The organism is Cohnella mopanensis (genome assembly GCF_022352055.1).
Classification (GTDB): domain Bacteria; phylum Bacillota; class Bacilli; order Paenibacillales; family Paenibacillaceae; genus Cohnella; species Cohnella mopanensis.
Window position 1 is genome coordinate 193,072 of the sequence record NZ_JAKRWM010000004.1, and the last position, 21,861, is coordinate 214,932.

The 21,861-nt window shown below is 49.0% G+C and carries 16 protein-coding genes; 8 read left to right on the plus strand and 8 right to left on the minus strand.

What is annotated here, in order from left to right:
- Window positions 1-96: 96 nt before the first annotated feature.
- Window positions 97-1,041: a helix-turn-helix transcriptional regulator gene (locus tag L3D05_RS08280; protein WP_239615556.1), complete on the plus strand. Its 945-nt coding sequence runs from the start codon at window positions 97-99 to the stop codon at window positions 1,039-1,041.
- A 2-nt stretch (window positions 1,042-1,043) separates the two neighbouring features.
- On the opposite strand, the gene L3D05_RS08285 is transcribed toward L3D05_RS08280, so the two are convergent.
- From L3D05_RS08285 to L3D05_RS08300, 4 genes are all read right to left on the minus strand, one after another.
- Window positions 1,044-4,067 (minus strand): hybrid sensor histidine kinase/response regulator, encoded by a 3,024-nt coding sequence (locus L3D05_RS08285; protein WP_239615557.1) that lies wholly within the window; start codon window positions 4,065-4,067, stop codon window positions 1,044-1,046.
- A gap of 183 nt (window positions 4,068-4,250) precedes the next feature.
- Complete coding sequence (locus L3D05_RS08290) at window positions 4,251-5,363, minus strand: Ger(x)C family spore germination protein (RefSeq protein WP_239615558.1); 1,113 nt, start codon at window positions 5,361-5,363, stop codon at window positions 4,251-4,253.
- The gene (locus tag L3D05_RS08295; RefSeq protein WP_239615559.1) at window positions 5,360-6,460 is read right to left on the minus strand and encodes a GerAB/ArcD/ProY family transporter; all 1,101 of its coding nucleotides are present in this window, start codon (window positions 6,458-6,460) and stop codon (window positions 5,360-5,362) included. Before L3D05_RS08295 ends, L3D05_RS08290 begins: the two co-directional genes overlap by 4 nt.
- On the minus strand, window positions 6,457-7,983 hold the full coding sequence (locus tag L3D05_RS08300; RefSeq protein WP_439647935.1) for a spore germination protein: 1,527 nt from the start codon (window positions 7,981-7,983) through the stop codon (window positions 6,457-6,459). The genes L3D05_RS08295 and L3D05_RS08300 overlap by 4 nt, the downstream gene beginning before the upstream one ends.
- Window positions 7,984-8,176: 193 nt before the next feature.
- Between L3D05_RS08300 and L3D05_RS08305 the strand changes: the two genes are divergently transcribed.
- Both L3D05_RS08305 and L3D05_RS08310 read left to right on the plus strand, forming a co-directional pair.
- Complete coding sequence (locus L3D05_RS08305; RefSeq protein WP_239615561.1) at window positions 8,177-9,208, plus strand: ROK family protein; 1,032 nt, start codon at window positions 8,177-8,179, stop codon at window positions 9,206-9,208.
- A gap of 22 nt (window positions 9,209-9,230) precedes the next feature.
- Entirely contained in the window at window positions 9,231-10,439 is a 1,209-nt protein-coding gene (locus tag L3D05_RS08310; protein ID WP_239615562.1) for an MFS transporter, read from the plus strand.
- Window positions 10,440-10,494: 55 nt separating this feature from the next.
- Here L3D05_RS08310 and L3D05_RS08315 read toward each other — a convergent pair whose 3' ends face one another.
- Both L3D05_RS08315 and L3D05_RS08320 read right to left on the minus strand, forming a co-directional pair.
- On the minus strand, window positions 10,495-12,210 hold the full coding sequence (locus L3D05_RS08315; RefSeq protein ID WP_239615563.1) for a GMC family oxidoreductase: 1,716 nt from the start codon (window positions 12,208-12,210) through the stop codon (window positions 10,495-10,497).
- Window positions 12,211-12,228: 18 nt separating this feature from the next.
- Complete coding sequence (locus tag L3D05_RS08320) at window positions 12,229-13,017, minus strand: gluconate 2-dehydrogenase subunit 3 family protein (RefSeq protein ID WP_239615564.1); 789 nt, start codon at window positions 13,015-13,017, stop codon at window positions 12,229-12,231.
- Window positions 13,018-13,166: 149 nt separating this feature from the next.
- Between L3D05_RS08320 and L3D05_RS08325 the strand changes: the two genes are divergently transcribed.
- Both L3D05_RS08325 and L3D05_RS08330 read left to right on the plus strand, forming a co-directional pair.
- Entirely contained in the window at window positions 13,167-13,856 is a 690-nt protein-coding gene (locus tag L3D05_RS08325; RefSeq protein ID WP_239615565.1) for a hypothetical protein, read from the plus strand.
- 300 nt (window positions 13,857-14,156) lie between these two features.
- Complete coding sequence (locus tag L3D05_RS08330) at window positions 14,157-14,993, plus strand: YitT family protein (RefSeq protein WP_239615566.1); 837 nt, start codon at window positions 14,157-14,159, stop codon at window positions 14,991-14,993.
- Between the two features lie 85 nt (window positions 14,994-15,078).
- Here L3D05_RS08330 and L3D05_RS08335 read toward each other — a convergent pair whose 3' ends face one another.
- A complete protein-coding gene (locus tag L3D05_RS08335; RefSeq protein WP_239615567.1) occupies window positions 15,079-16,692 on the minus strand; it encodes a response regulator transcription factor in 1,614 nt (537 codons plus the stop codon).
- Entirely contained in the window at window positions 16,689-18,479 is a 1,791-nt protein-coding gene (locus L3D05_RS08340; RefSeq protein ID WP_239615568.1) for a cache domain-containing sensor histidine kinase, read from the minus strand. The genes L3D05_RS08335 and L3D05_RS08340 overlap by 4 nt, the downstream gene beginning before the upstream one ends.
- Window positions 18,480-18,644: 165 nt before the next feature.
- On the opposite strand from L3D05_RS08340, the gene L3D05_RS08345 reads away from it, so the two are divergent.
- The 3 genes from L3D05_RS08345 (at window position 18,645) to L3D05_RS08355 (ending at window position 21,784) form a co-directional block, all read left to right on the plus strand.
- The gene (locus tag L3D05_RS08345; protein WP_239615569.1) at window positions 18,645-19,526 is read left to right on the plus strand and encodes a carbohydrate ABC transporter permease; all 882 of its coding nucleotides are present in this window, start codon (window positions 18,645-18,647) and stop codon (window positions 19,524-19,526) included.
- Complete coding sequence (locus L3D05_RS08350) at window positions 19,526-20,362, plus strand: carbohydrate ABC transporter permease (protein WP_239615570.1); 837 nt, start codon at window positions 19,526-19,528, stop codon at window positions 20,360-20,362. The genes L3D05_RS08345 and L3D05_RS08350 overlap by 1 nt, the downstream gene beginning before the upstream one ends.
- 126 nt (window positions 20,363-20,488) lie before the next feature.
- Window positions 20,489-21,784, plus strand: a complete 1,296-nt coding sequence (locus tag L3D05_RS08355; protein WP_239615571.1) for an ABC transporter substrate-binding protein — start codon at window positions 20,489-20,491, stop codon at window positions 21,782-21,784.
- The last annotated feature ends 77 nt before the right edge of the window (window positions 21,785-21,861 follow it).

Consider the following 21,861-nt stretch of genomic DNA (forward strand, 5'->3'; position numbering starts at 1 on the left):
CCTATTGGCTAAGTTGCTTGCTGAGATGATCATAAGTCATAATAGTGACAGAACATGTCACCAACTCAGCTATTTATCGCTAAGGAGGTCGTCCGGATGCCTAAGTCGAAGAGATTAATGGAATTGATGATGACCGTCAATCGGAAGCGGCGCTTCAAGGTTCAAGAGCTTGCTGACGAATTCGGCGTCTCTAAGCGCACGATTCTAAGGGATTTGCAGGAGTTGAGCGAGCTAGGGGTGCCGCTTTATTCGGAGGTAGGTCCTCATGGAGGGTATCAAGTCGTAAGGGAGAGGGTGCTGCCTCCGATCGCATTTACGGAGGAAGAGGCCGTGGCGATGTTCTTTGCCGTACACGCCTTGCGCCATTACTCCTCATTGCCGTTCGAAGCGCAATCCGCCTCTGCGCTTAGTAAGTTCTACCTCCATATGCCTGGAGATGTCCGAGATCGGATCGACGGCATGAAGAACCGGGTCGACTTCATTACGCCGACAAGGCGCGGCGATGCTCCTTATCTAGCTATTCTCCTCGATGCGGCCGTACACCAGAGAGTGCTCGCCATCAAGTACGAATCAAAGGGGGAGGGCGTAGATAGCCGCCCTATTCAACCGGTTAACATTTACGCGAATAACGGTTTTTGGTATTGTACGGCCTACTGCTTTCTGCGCCAAGGTTTCCGTGTGTTTCGATGTGACCGAATTCGTGAGGCTGCGTATGAAGAATCCGGCATAAAGCCGCTCGACCTAGGCGATGTTCACCTCAACAGACGTGAGTCTGTAAAGCCGATAGAGCCTGTTCGCCTTCGCGCGGAGCTAAGTCGATCCGCTGTCCAGCGCTGCGAAGCCGAGCTGTGGCTTACACCGATGTTGCAAGTGCGTGAAGACGGAAGCGGCGTGATCGATACGGAAGTGCCCCGCGGTGACCTTCCTTTTTATACGGAGTTTTTTATCGAGCTAGGGGACAAAGCGCATTTGGAGGAGCCGGCGGAATTGAAGGATGCCATCCGGAGGAAACTGTCCGAGTTGCTGTCCCGCTACCAATAAACTTAAGGGTCGCACGGAATAACAAAGGAAACGGTTGTTCCCTCATTGGGTTTACTGTGAATAGACAAGCCGTGACCGTACAATTGCATCAATCGCCGATTCGTATTGGAAAGTCCAATTCCGCTTTTTCCCTTCAGGGTGGGACTTAACAGTTGATCGATCTTGTCTTGGTCCATCCCTTTTCCGTCATCTCGCACTTCGATGAGCGCGAAGCTTTGCTGGCGAGAAATCCGAATATGAACCGTACCGCCAATATGCCTACTTAGAAGGCCGTGCTTGACGGCATTCTCGATTAGGGGCTGTATCGTTAGAGGAGGGAGAAGCAAGTGGATGTCCGGTTCAACTTCCCATACGATAGACAGTCTGTCCTCGAACCGCACTTTCTCAATATACAAGTAGGCTTCGGCAAGCTCCAATTCGCGGGTAAGCTCAACCAGCTCCCCTGTATTTAAAAAATCAAAGCAGATTCGCAAATAGGATGCAAAAGAATCACCCAGGTTTCGCATCTTCGCCGTATCAATATCGCTTAGCGCCATAATGGAATTAAGCGTATTGAATAGAAAATGAGGATGGATTTGGGCTTGAAGGTACGCGGCCTCCATACGTAAACGTTCATTGATGGATTGTTTCAGTGTGGTCAACGCCCGGATTCGGTATTTTAATTCCAGAGCGTCTACAGGCTTGGTCACGTAATCGTTGGCTCCCGACGAGAATCCGGTGTAGATGTCGGCAGGCTGGCTACGCGCGGTCAGCAGCAGAACCGGAAGCTCGGATACGGAATAATGCTCCCTTACCCTCTGCGTCAACTCATAACCGGACATCTGCGGCATCATGACATCGGCGATCAGGAGATCCCACTGCTCGGTGTCCAGCAATTCCAATACCTCACGGGCGGAATGGACCGTTGTGATGCGATACGGCTCCGTCGAGAGAATTCCGACAAGCACATTCAGGTTAACGGGGTCATCATCGACCGCCAGAATATTCATCTTCCTGCCACTCAGAAGCGGTGGAATCAGTGCGGAGGCAGCCACCTCGTCGATTGCGGTGGCCGGAACGATCAACCCGGACGGCGGAGTAACCGTTTCATCCGTTAGCCGGTGAAGCTGAAGCGGGTTTGGCATCGACGGGAGATCCGACGATTTCGCTAAAGGCAGATCAAAGCTGAATACGGAGCCTTTGCCCGGTTCGGAGCGAACCGACAATGTCCCCCCATGCAATTGTACCAACAGCTTGCAAATGCTTAACCCAAGTCCGATCCCTCGTCCATCGCTTATCCCGTAAGCCCCTTGTTCATAGGGAAGAAAGGCCCTCGCTTTTGTTTCCTCATTCATGCCGACCCCGGTGTCGGAGACGTAAATGATGGCTTGTCCGTTCCGCGTCTCGGCGGATACGGAAATCGTGCCTTCCTCGGTGTATTTCAAGGCGTTATGCAACAAGTTATACAACACTTGAACGAGCCTTTTCTCATCGGCCATTACCGGCGGCGTCGATTCCGGAATATTCATATGGAGTTGGACTGGCTTGCCCCCAATCATAAATTTAAGCATGCCTATAACACCGGGAACGATCGATTGAATGAGCAAGGGTTCTTGCTGCAGCACAATGCGATGCTCCTGGAGACGCGCGACATCGAGAAGATCGCCGAGCATATGCGACATGCGGCGACTTATCGTAATGAGCAGCTCCATATCCTTAACGCTGCTCTCATTCAGCTTCTCTTTCTCCTTGGTTACAACGGTCTGAGCGATATTCATAATGCCGTGCAGCGGCGTTCTCAGTTCGTGCGACGTATTGGCGAGAAATTGGTCTTTGAGCTTATCGGCTTTTTTTAACTGTTCATTGAGCTTGGTATTTTCTTTGGAATGACGGAAGTATTTTTTGAACCAGTAAGCAGAAAAACCGATAAGGGCCACAATAATATCGATAGGATAGTAAACGGTGGTAATGTCCACAGCGGACTCCGCTATACTCCATGTTAAGTTGGACATGATTCCCAATGCGGTTATCAGCAAGAAGACGACGTCCTTGTCAGCCTGCTTCTTGAAGATCATCGTCCCTACGATATAGATAAACCAAGCGAAGGGAATTAAATAGAAGACGAGAAAGATCTTTAAGTCGACCGTTCCATTGACCCATGAAGCGGGCGCGACCAGCAGGATTCCCGATAGGGAAACGAGCGCGGCTGTGTATGCTCGAAGCCATCCGTTTCGCGGAGGAGCAGAAGAGAGTCTTCTGAAAAGAAGAAGAATAAATTGGTTCTGCCACAGGAGGGAGAGCAATCGGATCTTTATCGCCCATGTATAATTGATAGGCAACCATAATAAGAGCAGGTTATCATGACCGATAATCACCGCTATTCCGACCGACAGCGTTAGCAGCCCCATGGTGAATAAAGCCCGTTCACGACGATTGAAGACGAAGAGGATACAAGCGTACAACCCGTGAAGCAGGAGAACCACGAACGCAACCAATTGAAATCCGATAGAGTACCAACGGGAATAGTCTATCGCGGCTTGAGAGCTGAAGCGAATGGAGCGCGTGATCCCGCCGTTATAAGGCTCGTCGAAGTTGGCCGCACGAATAAGCAATTCGATCTCCGTCGTTCCTTCAACAGAGTAGGAAGCGGTATAGGAGACATTCTTCGGGGTATATTCCTTCGCATTCGTAGCGAGCTTGCCGAAACTATTCGCGGTAATCCCGTTTATTTCGACTGCCGAGGAGGCTTGAATGCCTTGGAGCCAGAAGCCGACGGGCTGTTTAAGCGGATCAATGAGAATGCGCAGCCTATACGTACCATATCCGTACGAGGAACCCGAGCCATTCGCAAGCCCGCTGCTCCAATCTCCCGGAACCTGAACGTAACGAGGCTCCGCGGTCTGCTGCACGTCCTGATGAGATACAAATTGGGAAGGGTATAACTGCCAATCGCCATTTAACGCGATCGGGGGCGAGCTGTTCAAGTCCAAGCCGCGCATGTCGAGTACTCCATGGACGACGCGAGGCTGATCCGATGTCGTAAACATATCGGACCAAGCCCATCGCAGACCAAGGAGAGCGAGAACGGTTAATAAAACTGCCGTTATATTTTTTAGGGTGGCATTATTTTTTATTCGCATCATCATACTAAGAAATTCGACATAAATTGCGTTGTTTCCTTTAAGCTCTTGCCTATGGAGGGCAAGGAATGGAGGCTACCCTTAAGTGGTTTAAGTGGTGGAGCCCATCGCCCGTATTCTGACTTTGACTTTGACATTCACGGTCGCATCGGAGAAAGCTACTCCCCAGGCATCTTGAACCTTTTTCCAGTGGGAATACTCATAGGCTCTTGCATATAGGCCGAGTCCGAACGGATCGATTTTCGCCGCTTGGACTTTTTCGAGCATTTGTCGAATTTGATTCTGAAGCTCTTCCTGAATTTGCTTTTCCAATTCGGGAGCTTGCTTTCTAACGTTATAGTTAAATATCCGCTCGGTCATACTGATTCCCATTTTAATTTTAATATCGAATACAAAACCGCCATTCTTATAATCCGCCTTGATTTTGACTTTAATGAAGTTCGGATAGAAACTCGTGATGTTTTCCTGAAAAAACCCCTTGTTAGGCTGTTCATGAAGGTGGATCGTAAAAGGGAATACTCCCCTTGTTTCATTCTGCAAGATTCGTAACAATTTGGTTTGATCGGCGTTGAGCGTCATTTTGTATTTACCTGAACGATCTAAGAGAGCCGTACCTTTTACTTTGATTTGACCGTCTTTTTTCAGTTCTGCGAAGCTAGGGCTCATGCCTTTCTCCGTAAATTGGCGATGAAGCTCTTGAAGCGACGTTTTGACCGTAATATTCTGATCATGGGCGGTATCGATTAACTTCAACAAATATAAAGGGAGTATCGGCTTATCTTTAGGCTTGAACTTAATAAGATCCGCAACCGAACCATCTACAAGAACGACCCGAGACATCGTCGTGTTCTTTCCGTCCCTGTACAAAGCATCGAGGAGCTTGAACCAGTCCGGGTGCTCAAGTATACGTTTCCCGATGAGCAACAGTTGTACTTTGCCGCGACTCGTCAAAGTGGTAATCATGGAGTCGAATTCTTCTCTCGATTGTCTAAGCGAGACAGCATGAACGATAGTGTTCTCTTCCTTTTCTTTCGCTTCTTTACTAAAGACCGGACTGGTTGAGGAAATGACAAGCCGGTTCTTCTCGTCGAGATCCATTCCCAACAACAAGGAAAGCGAGATATCTTCGATATAGGTCTGATCCACGCAACCCGGAAGAGCGCACAGCGAAAGCAGGAGACAGATGAGATAAGCGCGTTTCACAAGGATTCACTCCGTCGAAGTCGATTGTATATAAGAACATAGAGGTATAGAATAGCGGGAAACACGTAAGCGAACCATAGTCCTGCTTGACCGGAGAAAATGATCCATTGATCGTTCTGATTCCATGAGGGGTGAAGGAAGAAGCTAAGCACGACGATAAGCAGGAACAATAGGGAGGCATACCGAGCAGGATTCTTCGTTCCGAACAGAAACCCCAGGCTGAAGATCGCTCCGAACGTAAACGGAAGCCAAGCGGTCGAAAGTTCAAACAAATAAAGTGCCAAAAACAGCATGTCGATCCGTTCTAAAAAATTGAAATCGATGACTTTCAATAAGTTGAATACGGGCTGGTTATATTCCGTAATTCCGTCGGGACTGAAGAAGGCGAAGCAAATAAGGGTGACCTCCAAATAGAAGAGCAACGTAAGGGTATTGGCAATGATGACTCCGCGGATCGCCAAAGACCTTTTCTGCAAATAGGGGTATATAAAAAACACGATTTCAAAACCAAGGAAAGAATAGATTGCCGAAAATACTCCGTGAAAGATAGGAAGCCAACCTTCTTTCATAATCGGAAGCAAGTGAACCCAATGACTGTCTCCTAAAGGGAACAAAAACAGAAAGAACATCAGAATCATCATGTAAAAGACGAGCTCGCAATATCGGCCTAATATGCGCAAGCTACGGCTAGCAACCAAATAACCCGGGGCAATCAATAGAAACATGACGACATAATCCGGCGTCATCGGTAGAAACCATTGCTTAATAAACAACATCGCCGAAGTAAGAATCGTCCAGACAAAGAAGGCGAAATAAAAAATAACGGGGAGGATTAGAATCTTCCCTACTATCTTGCCGAAAAGACGGATCATAAGCTCCGGCAACGTATCATTCGGGTATTTGCGAAAAATAAGCACGATGAGAATGCTAGCAATTACGCTCAGGCCCCATCCTAGGAAGAGGGATATCCATCCGTCCGTCCCCGCTTTGTCCGCTAGAATTCTCGGAAGAGAAAATACCCCCGTCCCTACTTGGCTTCCATGAATAATAAAAATATATTGCATGAACGTGATCCCGTTCTGGGCATCTTTCTTCAAGAGTCCTCGTCACCTCGATGATTTTTCTGTCTGACGGTTTGAGTGGCACCCGTGCTCTTAGGTCGCTTAAGCATCGCCCATATCGGGACGCGGATGAACATATCCTTCATCTCGGCAAATCTCCATGGAGCGAGCGGGCTCCCATAAGGCATTCCGAAGGATTCCAGAGACACGAGGTGCGCAACTAAGGCTATTGCTCCCGTAACAATTCCGACAATTCCGAACATCGAAGCAAGAAGCATCATGGGAAACCGAAGAAGCCGAATGGCTGCACCCATGTCATAGTTGGGCATTAGAAAAGACGCGATGGCGGTAGTGGCCACGACAACGACCATAATGTTGCTGACGATCCCCGCTTGGACAGCTGCTTGGCCGATTACGATTCCCCCCACGATGCCTATGGTTTGTCCAATCGGCGAGGGTAGACGAATCCCTGCTTCTCTCATCATCTCAATCGTGATTTCCATCAGCATGGCCTCCAAGATGGGAGGGAACGGAACGCGCGATCTCGTCTCGGCAATCGAGAGAATGAGTTGTACGGGAATGACCTCGTAATTAAACGAAATCAAAGCGATGTAGAGGGCGGGCAAAAAGAGGGAAATAAATAAGGCTACAAAACGGAGGATTCGAGTAAAGGAGGCGATCATCCACCGGCTATTGTGATCATCGACGCTTGTTAGAAAAGTGAAAAAATGAGCTGGAGCAGCCATGACGGTCGGTGATTTATCGACGACGACAATATACCTTCCTTGGAGGATATGAGATGCCGCAGTGTCCGGCCTTTCCGTCAGAATAAGCTGCGGGAAGGGGGAAAAAGGATTATCCTCGATTAATTCCGCTAATTCTCCTGTATTCATGATCGCATCGATATCGACCTTGCGGATGCGAGTTTCGAGCTCCTGGAGAATTTCCGGACGAGCGACATCAGCCAAATAGAGAATCGAAATTTTCGTTCTCCCTCGTCGCCCAACGGTCAGCTCTTTGATCTTCAGCTCCCTGTTGGGAATGTACCTGCGGATCATTGCGACGTTCTGACTCCCGGTTTCCACGAAGCCTTGATGTGCCCCGCGAAGCGAGGCTTCGACGGGAGATTGTTCAACCGCTCGTTGAGGCCACCCTTGCGTACCGTAGACGGTGGCCTCCGGCTGCCCATCGACAAAAAGCACGCTATTCCCTTGAAAAATAGCGTCCTCTACCTGTCTCCAATCGGATGCCTTATGAATACTTCCTACGCTGATCTCATCCGGGGTTTTGTAGGCCAATTCGCGCAATATGTTGTTGTGAATCGAAGCTTTATCGACCATGCCGTCCAAATATACGAGTGCCGCGTAAGTAGCGCCCTGATCCGAGTGAACCTGCCGGATAACCAAGTCGGGAGTCAGATTAAACAATTGATGAAGGTAGTGCAGGTTAGCGGAGAGCTTGTTGCTAAGAGAAGGATTTTCTTGAGAAGCAAGGGGTTTATTTGACTTGCGATATTTGGAATGGGGTGTTCTCCTCAAGAAATTAAATATTCCAAACACAATGATCACCCTATTCTGAGCAGCCTGTGACTTTTAAAATAGTCACTTCAAGGATAGGCAAAAGGAAATGAAAACATACCCGGGATGGCTTACAGGCTCAGAAAAAGTATTGGCATCGCTAATCTTTTCTGTTACGATTGTCGTAACTTATTAAAGACGTTTAATAAGTGCAAAGCCCAAGGGGTGAACTGAAGTGAATGAATTACCTACCACTCCCAAAGAGATGAAGAAAGTGATCCTTAGCGGCATACGTGCAGCGCTTCTTACGCTTGGAAGCGCAACTAAAGCGGATTTGAGCCGCCAATTGGGGATCAGCTTCCCGACCACGAGTAAGTTTCTGACCCAAATGGAGAAGGAGGGGGAGCTTATTCTAGTCGGCATTGATGATTCCAGCGGCGGGAGAAGAGCAATGAGATATGCGTACAATCCGGAATACATGCTGGGGTTGGCAATATTTTTAGAGAAATCGGAAACGAATTACACGGTTTTTAATAGCGTGGGAGAAGTGAAGGAACAAGGTAAAGCTTCTAGCGTCCTAAGAAGCGATATTCGGAGCTTAACGAAGCTTATTGAAGAGATCATCGTTAAATATCCCAAGATCGGTTCCCTCGCTATAGGCATACCAGGTTCGGTCAATCATGGCCGGATTATTCATATACCAGATTACGAACAGTTTCGTCATTTCGACCTGAAGGGAACGCTCGAACAACGATTTTCTATTCCCGTCGTCGTCGAGAACGATATGAATGCTGCCATTCTAGGTTATTACGACAATATGAATACGAAAGACAATCCTTCACTGGTCTATTTGTATTTCGGTCAGAACGGTCCGGGTGCCGGTATTCTAATCAATGGACTCGTGGTAAGGGGCAGCACCTTTTTCTCGGGGGAGGTTTCATACACTCCGTTATATGATGATCGGAATTTTCAACAAGCTTTAACCGAAGGTAAAGGATTGGAGAAAATAAATTTCCAAGAGCAAGGAATCGATGCCGTTAGCCGGTTGGTTGCTTCGTGCACGGCTATTATTAACCCTCACACGATTATCTTCTGTCATGATGAAGTGAACGAAACCATTCTTAGCCGAATCGCTACAAGGAGCGCTGCCTATATTCCGGCGGAACATCTGCCGCAGCTAGCGATGAGCGAATTGGAGCAAGATTACTTAAACGGATTGCGGCATCTCGGGCTCCAATTGATGATTTCCGCACCCTCCATGAAATGAATCACATAAACGGGGGAATATAATGGCTACTTACTTTTTATTGATTATCTACTTAGCGTTCATCAGCTTGGGACTGCCAGATTCCTTATTGGGAGCGGCGTGGCCCGTTATGCAAACTGAATTTAACGCGTCGCTTGGCACGGCGGGTTTGTTGTTTATGATCATTGCGTCAGGTACGATCGTGTCCAGCTTAGCGAGCGGCACCGTATTGAAACGGTTCGGCACGGGAAAAGTCACTCTTGTCAGTTGCATCATGACTGCGGGCGCCCTATTAGGATTTTCCGTTTCCCCGTCGCTGTTGTGGCTGATCGTTTGCGCCATTCCGCTTGGGCTAGGCGGAGGTTCCGTCGATGCCGGATTGAACAATTACGTCGCCTCGCATTACAAAGCGCACCACATGAGTTGGCTGCACTGTTTCTGGGGAGTGGGCGCTACTCTCGGACCGATGATCATGGCCCAATTCATCTCGGGGCAATCTTCATGGAGAGATGGCTATCTTACGGTTGCGGGTATTCAGTTGGTACTGGTTGTCATCCTGTTCCTCACGCTACCCTTATGGGATCGAGTGGCGAAAAACAGTAACGTTAGTGGAAGTCAAAAACACGAGGACTCAGATGGTTTATCGAATGATGAGGAAGATGGACATCCTGTTAAACCCTTGCGGATGAAGGGAATCAAGCTTGCTTTGGCATCCTTCTTGTTCTACTGCGGATTGGAAGCAACCCTAGGCCTATGGGGAAGCAGCTTTCTGGTCAATGTGAAGAGCTTGTCCGCATCTTCAGCCGCACTATGGGTTTCCCTGTATTTCGCGGGCATTACAATCGGTAGATTCGTTACCGGCTTTATTACGTTTAAGTTGAGTAACCGCATGCTCATTCGTGGAGGCCAAATCATTGCTTTAACCGGGGCGGTGCTTCTAGTCCTGCCTTTGCCGTCGGGATTTTCGCTTGCGGGATTTATGATCATCGGGTTAGGTTTGGCGCCGATATTCCCGTGCATGCTGCATGAAACTCCGGTGCGATTCGGGAAAAAGAACTCCCAGACTATAATGGGTTATCAAATGGCCGTAGCCTATACCGGAAGCACGCTTATGCCTCCTACTCTCGGGTTCCTGGCTTCCCATACGACAATCGGAATTTTCCCGGTGTATATCGCGGTATCGGCTGCGGCTATGTTCCTGTTCTCGGAGAAGTTAAATGTCTTATTGAAGAGGAAACATTCCGCGTTTTAGACGTTAATAAGCAGCAGACGTCGGGTCGACCGTGTCTGCTGCTTTATTTTGTCCGCTACACAAGGCTTCCGCCGCTTTTGCTATACTTCAGAATGCCGTCCGCCGCTCGGTATGCCAAGGCGCCAACCGTACCTGTAGGGTTATAGCCACTGTTATGTGCGAATGCGGAGGCACCTACCACGAACAAGTTCTCCATATCCCACATTTGCAGATAGGAGTTTACTGCCGAAGTGTCCGGGCTCGCACCCATAATGACGCCGCCGGTGTTGTGCGTGGATTGATAGTTGGTGATTTCATACGGCCCTTGTTCGTTGTAGACGACGACCTGATCCGCCCCCATTCCCTTGAGGACTTCCCCGCATTTGTCGCCCATAAATTTCACCATGTGCTTGTCCCGTTCCTCGAAGTCGAACGTAATCCGCACGAGTGGATCGCCGAACGAGTCTTTGTAAGTCGTGTCCAGATCGAGGAAATGATGCTGGTACGGCATGCAAGAGCCTTCCGCCCACACGGATACGTTGCGGTTGTAATACTTGAGCGATGACGACTTGAACGCTTGTCCCCAGCCCGGGGTATCTGGCGGTACCGTATTGTTGGCGATAGGGCGGTTCCCCGATTGAGAATACGATATGCTCGCCCCATGGATAAACTCGTAATTCGAGTGGTCGAAGTTATCGCCGTTGAAGTCGTCGATCGTAACGCCCATGGAGCCTGCTCCGGAATACAGGTTGAACTCCTTGCTCTCGAAGAAACCGACCGCTGCGGCCGCCTCGACTTGATAGGCGTAATTTTTGCCGACGACCCCTTTGCCGGTTGCCGGATCGTACGGTTTGCCGATTTTGGAAGTGAGCAGCAGCTTCACGTTGCTGAACACGTAGCTCGTCACCACGACAATGTCGGCGGGCTGTTCGATTTCTTCTCCGGTCGTCATGTCGATGTACATGACGCCGGTTGCTTTATTGTCTTTATGTAGAATCCGTCTGACATTGGAATGGGTGCGGATCTCGAACTTGCCGGTGTTCTTCGCAACGGGAATGACGGTCACGACGGGATCGGCTTTGGCGCCGTATTCGCAGCCGAACCGCTCGCAATAGCCGCAGTATTGGCATGCAGCCCGCTCGATACCGTCCGGATTCGTATAATCCGTCGATAAGTTGGCCGAAGGCATGACGAATGGGTGGTAATTTAATTTTTTCGAAGCATCGAGGAACAGCTTCATGACCGGAGAGACTTTCATCGGGGGCGTCGGGTAATCGCTCGAACGCTTGCCTCCGAGAGGATTGACTTCACCGGAGAGGCCTGTCATTTTCTCGAACTTGTCGAAGTACGGTTCCAGTTCGTCATAAGTGATGCCCCAATCCTGTACGGTCATACCGGCGGGAATCTTGTTTTTCCCATATCGTTCGATCGTTTTGGATCTAATCTCGAAATCGTAAGGCAAGAAGCGGAACGTCATGCCGTTCCAGTGAACGCCGGCACCGCCTAGTCCGTCTCCTAGCAGGAACGAGCCGTAGGAGCGCATAGGCAAAGCCCGGATTTTCTCGTTCGGACGGAATGTGATCGTTTCTTTGGACAGATCCTGGAACATCTCGTAACGGCGGGCATAACGCAGCTCGTCATGCACCATATAGTAGTCTTCGGTTTTGCGTTCTTTGCCGCGTTCAAGACCGACGCAGTTAAGACCGGCTTTCGTTAATTCCGAGGCGATAATGCCGCCCGCCCAACCGACCCCGACAATGACAACATCCACTTTAGGCAATTTTTTGGCCACTGTGATCCCTCTTTTGTTTTATTGTGCCATATGGTCCCGCAGGCTCGCGGGTTGTATTTTGACGAATTCCGGTTTCTCGATAATATCCGTGTACGACATTTGGGTGCCGGGGTAATTTTTCATTTTCCAACCATCCATGCTGGTATTGCCGCCATAGAGCGGATCGGCATATACGCCTTCCATCGTGCTCGTGATCAGCGTCCGCAAGAAGCCGCTGGCCGATATCGTCGTCAGCTTGACTTCGTCGCTTTCGAAAGCTTTCAATACGGCGTCCTGCTCTTCCGGGGTGAGCTTAGGAAAATCTTTCTTGTATTTCTCGTTGCTGTAGTTTTGCATTTCCCGCAGGGCGATATCGAAGATTTCTCTCCGTCTTAGATGCCCCTGATATCCTTGCGTCGTCTCACCCGCGAAGAAGGGACCGGACATATACTCGCGTCCGTTCGTTCCCCATTGACCCGCTAATTGGTGATCGATGAAATAAGCTACCCCAAGCTCTTGGGCTCCGGGTCCTTGATCGTCTTTAGGGAATATTCGCTCCGTAGCAGCTTCGACGATCTTGAATTGCTCTTGGCTGAAGTACATCAGCGCTTGGTTATAATTCACGGCTACAGGCTCCGCGACTTCCGGCGATGAAGGAGCGGAAGGAGAAGGTTCGTTCTTAGTCGAAGGGCGGATAAGGTTGCCGGCGACTCCGCCGACAATTAAACCGCCTACCGCAAGACCGGTACCCTTAAGGAAATTTCGTCGCGAACTCGAAGCCGGCGCCTGCTCCTTGCGGTCTGATTGATCGGATGTGGAATTGGACATGATGGTTTACCTCCTGATATACGGATGTTTCGAATTTCATTCGAGGGAGTTGCCGCCAATTAGAGCATTCCCTTAAACCTCCATAAATAATGACGGTCCTCGGAGAAAAACTAATGTCGGAAGAAATTGAATCGAAGGAGGGATTTCAATTGAGCGTAAAAACAGGATTACGGGCGGCGCTTCCGGTCTTGTGCGCGGTTGCCCTGATGTCCGGCTGTGCAACCTCGCAATCCGGAACAACGCAGAAGTCCATGCAATTGAAAACTGCGCCGAGAACGGTACAGGATGGGAATTTGCATAAAAGCTCGGTTATTCCGAGTTATAACGGACCCAAATACAACACGACCAATCGAAAAGGTACGACCTATAGCGGCATGGGAACTTCCATCCATAGCCGTTTGGGAAGCTCGGGGCTGAATGCCGGCGGATATTCGGACAGGTTGGAAGCCATGCTCTACAATGAAGGGATTCAAGGAGTCAGAATACTGAAGATCGGGAATAAAATCGTCATTGGCAAGCGGAAAGACAGGGCTACGGGAATTCACCCGCTGCAAAGCAAGTTGTTAAGCCCTAACGCAGGGAGCTCGGGGACGAGTAATAAGCATACGAGCGGAAGTACGGCAGTTCGTTCCCATAGGCAGAAAGACGATACGTTAGAGAAGGCGAAACATCGGATTCAGCAGATGGTAGGCAGTAAAGTCCGCGTGCTTACGGTTACCCATCCGGATGCTTTGGCCGCAATGGAGAGAGCTAAAGCCAAATCGGAGAAAAATGCCTCCGCGAAGGCGCATAGTCGGGACATTGCTCTTATTCTTAAACACGCTAAGGGAACCAAATAACCCGTAAGAAGACACCTTGACGTGAGAGGTGTCTTCTTACGGGTTGTGCCGCGCTAACTTGGTCGGTACCTACATATTGGTTGGAAGAATCGAGATGTCCGAACAAACAATGTCCGGCCATGCGCGAACGAAAAGCGACTGCGTGAAGAACCGGCAAGATCGGGCATCCCCATTTTCATAAAAAAGGCTGTTTACTTTTTTATAAGGAATGATATTCTTAAGCCTGCAAGATTAACAGTCCACGCCGCGAATGTACGACCTCAATACCTCAATACTCAGCAAGAAAGGGCATCACATCCTATGAAAAAGCGCATCTTAGATATTCTTCTCCTAATAGTAGGGGCGTTAATGTTCGCTTTGGCCGTCAATTTGTTTATTATTCCGAATGAGTTCGGAGAAGGCGGGGTAACGGGAATAACGATTATTTCGTACTATTTGTATGAATGGTCTCCCGGACTCGTAAGCTTGATCCTCAACTCTCTATTATTAATTGTAGGTTATAAGTTTTTGGATAAGACCACGACGGTATATACGATTATTGCGGTACTATTTAACTCCCTATTCCTGCATCTTACGAAAAGCTGGCACATCGAATCGGACGAGCTCATGATCAATGCGATATTCGGCGGCGTGTTTACGGGGATCGGAATAGGAATGATCATACGGGTTGGCGGAACAACCGCGGGGTCAACCATTCTAGCTAGAATCATGAACAAATATTTGGATTGGAATATTAGCTATGCGCTATTGTTTTTCGATTTGATCGTTGTTTTCGCCTCATATTTCATTATTGGCGCCCAAAGCCTAATGTTAACCATCGCGATGCTCTATATCGCAACGAAGACGATGGATTTCATTATTGAAGGCGTGAACCCGAAGAAGGCGGTTACGATTGTATCCAAGAACCAGAATCAAATAGCCGAGCAAGTGAACGCGATCATGGATCGGGGCGTAACCGTCATCTATGGACGGGGTTATTACACCAATGAGCCCAAGGAGCTGCTCTATATCGTTATTAGCAAGCAGGAAGTGAGCATGCTTAAGAAAATCGTAAGAGCGGTCGACAAAGAAGCGTTCATTACCATTCACGATGTAAGGGACGTGTTTGGGGAAGGATTCGTAGACTTAACGAAGTAACTCGGGGCTAAATCGCGCAAAAGGGAGATTCCGCCGAAATAACCCTAACGAGTCGGGTTAAATCGCGGAATCTCCCTTGTTCCAGCTAGTCAAGCGTCTGCTCTTTGCGATACTCCCCGGGATTGATCCCCTCCAGCTTCTTGAACACCCTGCTGAAATATTTCTCGTCGTGGTAGCCTACCATCTCCGACACTTGGGCAATGCGCAGATGGGGATTGTGCAATAGCAGCTTGGCTTTGTCGATCCGTATGCGACTGAGGTAATCGAGTAAAGTAACGCCGTATTCTTGCTTGAATTTACGCGCGATATATTCCCGGCTTAAGAAGAAGCGCGCCGCAATATCTTGAAGCGAGATCTCATCTTGATAATGGGACTCCATGTACTTGGCAATGTCGTGAATGAAGTATTGATCCTTGGAATGCTGCTGGGTGAGAAGCTTGGAGACGGCTGCCAAGCGGTGCTCCATCTCCATTCTAAGGTCTTCCCAAGCTAGCAGCCCCTCTTCGTTCAAGGGCAACCGAATAGATAATTCCGTATAGAATTCATCGCTCTCTTCGACTTTTACGCCCTTGTCGTTATCCCCCTCAATCCATTGCGTATGCATCCAATCCCACTCTTTATCCCATTGAATGAGCTGTTCCGGGGTGACCGATCCCGACTGTTGCAAATCCTCCAACCACATCTTGGTGACAGCCTCGATTCGTTCACGATTGCCGCTGAGGGCGGTAAGGCGGAGCTGTTCCTCGATAGCGGTTAGACGAAGCGGGCGACTCGAAGGAATTCCTTCTTCGCTAAAGGAATGCATCCGGTTGGGTTCAAGCAAATTGCGTCTCCACAAAGCTTTAGAAGCCTCATGGTATGCGCGTGGCATGTCGTCGGGAAACGTCCGTTTGGTAGCCATTCCGAAATGAACATGACGACGCAGAGTCAAATAGATTCCTTGATTAATTTCCTCCAGCATGGCGTTGAATGAACCTCGCTCGTCCCAGTAAAGGATCACGATCTCACCGGAACTGTTCAGATGGCGAAAGGAAATTCCTTTCGATTTCAACAGTTCATTGCATATGTTACACAGTGTAAAGAAGATCAGAGCGATCTGATTATTGAATTTGGCAAGTAATTTATGGTCCAACTGCGAGACCGCAATCACCGCGACGGAACAGGAAGAGAGAGAGGACGGCAACTTGAATTCTTCTCGGAGTTGATTCAGAATCTCTCTTCGGCCTTGCCCCGTAACGAGATCGGTCAACAGCTTGTCCGCGTAGTGCGGCTTCATTTCGTTGACTTCGATACTCTTCTGCGTGAATCGCTGCCGGTTTATTTCCTCTTTGCGCCAGTATTCCGTTGCTTTGCCTAAAGCTTCGTTTAGCGCATCGGCCTTGACCGGCTTCAGGATATAATCCATTCCGCCGTTACGAACGGCATGTCGAACCAATTCAAAATCATCATATCCGCTAATGACGATAACTTTAATCTCGGGATTATGGGCATGTAGCCAAGTTAGCAGCTCCGCCCCGTCTTTGCGGGGCATGCGCATATCGGTAAGGACAATCTGGGGTGCCTTCTCCCGGATAAGGGACACCGCGTCTTCTCCGTCCGAGGCTTGCAAGATTTCGGTAATGCCATGCCGATCCCAGTCCGCGAGCATATTAATGGCATTCCTTACGTGCTTCTCATCATCCACGATCAATACTTTCAAGCCGGATCACTCCACTCCCACGCATATTCTAAGGTGATTTTCACGCCGTGCGGTTCAACGTTCTCGATCGAGAGGTTGGCGGTATCCACGGAGTATAGCCGCAGTCGCATAAGCACATTGTACAGTCCGATCGAAGCGTGCTCCTGCGGGCCGATTTCCTCGTTCTCGTCCTTCAGCATAGCTAGCTCTTCCTGCAGTTGTTTGAGCTTAAGATCAGGAATAGAAGCTCCGTTATTCTCGATCTCGATGACGAGACGGTTGGCAGGGGTAACGTGGCTGCGAATGGACAATCGTCCCTTGCCCAGCTTAGGATCCAGTCCATGTTTGAAATAGTTCTCGATCAACGGCTGCAAAGTCATCTTGGGAATCGTAGCGGACAAGCTAGCCGGATCTAGGTCCCATGTGAAATCGAATTGCTCGTCGAACCGCTCTTTTTGCAAATCCAGATAGAGCTTAAGGTGGTCTATTTCCTCCTGTAGAGTTACCATCGCCTCGTCGCTGCGCATTTTGTAGCGCATCATATCGGAGAGCGAAGCAAGCAGATTATAGACGCGATGTCCGTCGTTCTGGAGCGCCACCGTACCGATCGACTGTAAGGTGTTATACAGAAAATGAGGATCGATCTGCGCTTGCAAAGCCCGAAGCTGATTGTTCTTGTTCGCTAATTCGAGCCTGTATTTACGGAGGATCAAATTATTGATCGTGTCCATCATTTGCCGGAACCGCCGTGATAAGGAGCCGATCTCGTCTTGGCTATCTACCTCGATATCGACCTCTAAGCGCCCGGTCTGAATTTGATTCATGTAGCTTGCGAGTTGCTTAATGGGCCGAGTGATTCGAAAAGAAATGAATAGCGTGCCTAGAATAACCGCAAGGAGAGCAAGGGCGGCGATGATGGCGTTAATCGTGATCAGCTCGGTCGATTTGCGGTAGAGGATGTTATGGGGAACCTGTTTGACTAAAGTCCATTCCGCAAAAGGAACCTCCAACTTCTCATACACTTGTATCGCATCGGGACCGTCCGTGAATCCGGCTTGATTATTGGAGGTTATAGCCTTGAACTCATTATTGGCGAGCGGCTTGCCGACCTCCTCCAGGTTCCCGCTGTAGATGACGGTGCCGTTCTTATCCAGCAAGTATAGCTGTTCATCCCCGGAATCGTAGAGTTGGTTACAGATCGCGGCGATTCCGTCCAACTTCACGTCGATAGCCATAATCGCAAGCTGGGTCGTGGACGGGATGCGAACAATCGGTCTATAGAAAGTGAAGACCAGCCTGTCCGTGTAATCGTTCGGAGAAGGCGGGAATCCATAGCTGTGAACCAAATGGGGAGGTTCGATGCCTGTCGAGGCCGTATCGTATTTCAGGGTGCTTTCATAAGGCGTATCGCGAATTCCCCGTCTTGGAATGCTGTTCGTAATCAGCGTGGATTGGTTCGTCTGACGGGAGTGCAAGTATACCTGTTGGATATCCGGGAGAGAACCTTGCAGATTCTGCAAGGTCGTATAGATCTCGGCGATCGCTTGGTAATCGTCGGTGCTCTTGGACAAATTATTAAGAAAATGCGGATCCGAATAAACGACGATGGAAGCGCGGTTAATATTGTTCAAGTAGTTGACGAGATTGGTTTTTCCTTGAAAAATAAGCCGGGCGTTCTCGTTGACGGACTGCTCCTTAATGGATTCTCTTGTGTGGATAAGCGTAATTACCAAGGATAGCACTAAAGGGATAACCGTAATGATTAACATGAATCGGATAAGCTTGCTGCGTATGCTATGAGACTTCATCTTGGACCATCTCGTATCTCGATCGCTTAGCCGCAGGGATCGATTCAAAGATCAATAAGATCAATATCGTACTCCTTTTGGTTCACGATCGTCCGTTTTTTTGTCAGTTACCTTTAAGCATAATTATTATAGGCAAAAAAAGAAATGCGCAAAGGGGAAAACGGGATGAATCACAAAAAAACTTCGCGACTGACTCAGCAGGTTGTGTTCGTGGGTCCGGCTATCCTATTCTTCATCCTGATTATCGCGATTCCATTCGTGCTGGGATTGTATTATTCCTTTACGGATTGGGACGGGATATCGGGTAAGGCTACGGGTGTCGGATTCGATAATTATAAACAGATTTTCATGCATGACAGCTCGTTTCGCGACTCGTTCTGGTTTACGGCTAAATTTACGATCCTTGGCGTCGTCATTACGAATGTAGCGGGCTTCTTTCTGGCGTACTTGCTAACGAAACCGCTCAAGACCCGGAACTTTCTGCGGACGGTTTTCTTCATGCCGAACGTGATCGGGGGATTGCTGCTCGGCTTTATCTGGCAGTTTATATTCGTCAAAGGCTTCTCCGCTCTGGGCAGCGCAACGGGGATTTCCTTCTTTAATCTCCCTTGGCTCGGGACGGAGAACACCGCCTTCTGGGCGCTTGTCATCGTTTTCGTCTGGCAGACGGCGGGTTATCTGATGGTCATCTACATCTCGTCGCTCAATAATGTACCCAAAGATATTCTGGAAGCCGCGGAAATCGACGGAGCTAGCAGATTTCAGGTGTTGCGTTCGATCATTATTCCGCTCATCATGCCGGCCGCCACGGTTTGTCTGTTCCTGGCGATCTCTTGGTCGTTCAAGATGTTCGATCTGAACTTGTCCCTTACTAAGGGCGGACCATTCGGCTCTACCGAGTCGGTTGCCATGAACATCTATAACGAAGCTTTCTCGAAAAACAGATATGGTCTGGGAACGGCGAAAGCCATCATTTTCTTCGTCATTGTGGCTGTCATTACGAGCCTTCAAGTGAAATTTACGAAAAGCAAGGAGGTCGAAGCCTAATGGACATCACGAAACGCTATCGCTCGGGAACGATCGTCACGGAGATCCTCATGATCGTGCTGGGAATCGTTTTCTTGGTTCCGTTCTACTTTTTGTTCGTCAATTCGGTTAAAACCTTCGGGGATTTGCTCACAAGCGCCGCCGCTCTGCCGAAATCCATTGAATGGGGCAACTACTCCCGCGCTTTCGACATTACGAATTTTCCGACGGCGCTTTGGAATTCCGTCCTTATTACGGTAGTTAGCAACGTGTTGTTAGTTGTCATTTGCGCAATGGCCGCGTATTACATGGTGCGGAATAACAGCCGATTTAATAGATTTTTGTTCGTCATATTCGTAGCCGCTATGGTCGTTCCGTTCCAATCGATCATGATTCCGCTCGTGAAGGTGACAAGCACGATCGGTCTTATGGATAGCATCCCGGGATTGATTATCTGTTATCTGGGATTCGGCGTACCGATGTCCGTCTTCCTGTTCCACGGATTCGTTAAATCGATTCCGCTAGAGATCGAGGAAGCGGCGACGGTCGATGGCTCGAATGCCTACGGCGTCTTCTATCGCGTGGTGTTCCCGCTCATGAAACCGATGCTCGTAACCGTATTTATCCTGAACACGCTCTGGATCTGGAACGATTACCTGTTGCCGTCGCTTATCCTTCAGTCGGGTAAGCTTAGCACGATTCCGATCGCTACCTTTGCTTTCTTCGGACAGTACACCAAGCAGTGGGATCTAGCTTTACCTGCGCTTGTCATGGGGGTTCTGCCGATCATCGTTTTCTTCTTGTTCATGCAAAGATACATCATTGAAGGCATTACGGCGGGTGCGGTAAAGGGCTAAGAGGAGGTCACTCCCGTCTACCTGTTTGATCAATATCCTGCCTACTATAGCGGAATTAGACGCTCTACAATGAAGAAGTAAACGATTTCGTTAAGCAACTACACAGAAGAATAGGGAGGCTCCACCATGAAAAGGAACATCAAGCTTACACTAGTGATGACGCTCGCGTTGTCGATGATTTTATCCGCTTGCGGATCCAAAGAAGCCGACAACAAAGGCAACAATGCCGAGTCCGGCGGTACGGCGGCAACGAAGACGATTAAGATTTTCCAATTCAAAGTCGAAATCGCCGAAGCGCTTAACAGGCTTAAAGCGGAATATGAAAGCACTCATCCCGGCATCAAGCTGGATATTCAAACGGTAGGCGGCGGCGCGGATTACGGCGCGGCGTTAAAAGCGAAATTCGCTTCCGGCGAAGAACCCGATATTTTCAACAACGGCGGTTACAGGGATTTGGGAACTTGGTTCGATAAACTCGAAGATTTGTCCGATCAGCCATGGGTGGCGGATACAGTAGACGTTGCGAAAGAGCCGATGACCAAGGACGGTAAAATCTACGGCCAACCGATGAATCTGGAAGGTTACGGCTTCGTCTATAACAAAGACCTGTTCGCCAAAGCAGGCATCACGGAAACTCCGACGACATTAGCTCAGCTGGAAGAAGCGGCTAAGAAACTGCAAGCGATCGGCGTTACGCCATTCGCGAACGGGTATCAAGAGCTATGGGTTCTTGGGAACCACACGATTAACGTAGCATTCGCGCATCAGAAGGATCCGGATGCTTTCATTAAAGGGCTAAACGAAGGCACGGAGAAAATTCCCGGCAACGCGACCTTCGACGAATGGACGAAGCTGGTTGATCTGACGTTGAAATACGGCAACAAAAATCCGTTAACGACGGATTACAACACCGAGATGACCCTATTCGCGAACGGCGAAGCCGCGATGACGCAACAAGGGAACTGGACGCAAGTACAGATCGACGGCATTAACCCGGATCTGAACATCGGAATTCTGCCAATGCCTATCAACGACAATGCGGAAGACAACGATAAATTGTATGTTGGCGTTCCGAACAACTGGGTCGTGAACAAGAACTCCAAGGTAAAACCGGAAGCGAAAGAATTCCTCAACTGGCTTGTCACTTCCGATATCGGCAAAAAATATATCGCGAAGGATTTCAAATTCATTCCGGCATTCAAGAGCATTGAAGCGACAAGCGAAGACTTAGGCGATCTGGGAGCCGAGGTCGTGAAATACAGCCAAGAAGGTAAAGCGCTTAGCTGGAACTTCAATAAGTTCCCGGATGGCGGCATGAACGAATTCGGGAATCAAATTCAAGCTTACGTCGCTGGTAAATCGGATAAAAATGCGCTGTTCGATGGATTGCAAAAAGCATGGGATAGCCTAAAAACAAAATAAAGAAGTATAATCAAATATAGTAAACTATGGAAAGGGGCGCGCGCCGGGTAATCGGTAGTCGCCTCTTTCCATAATCA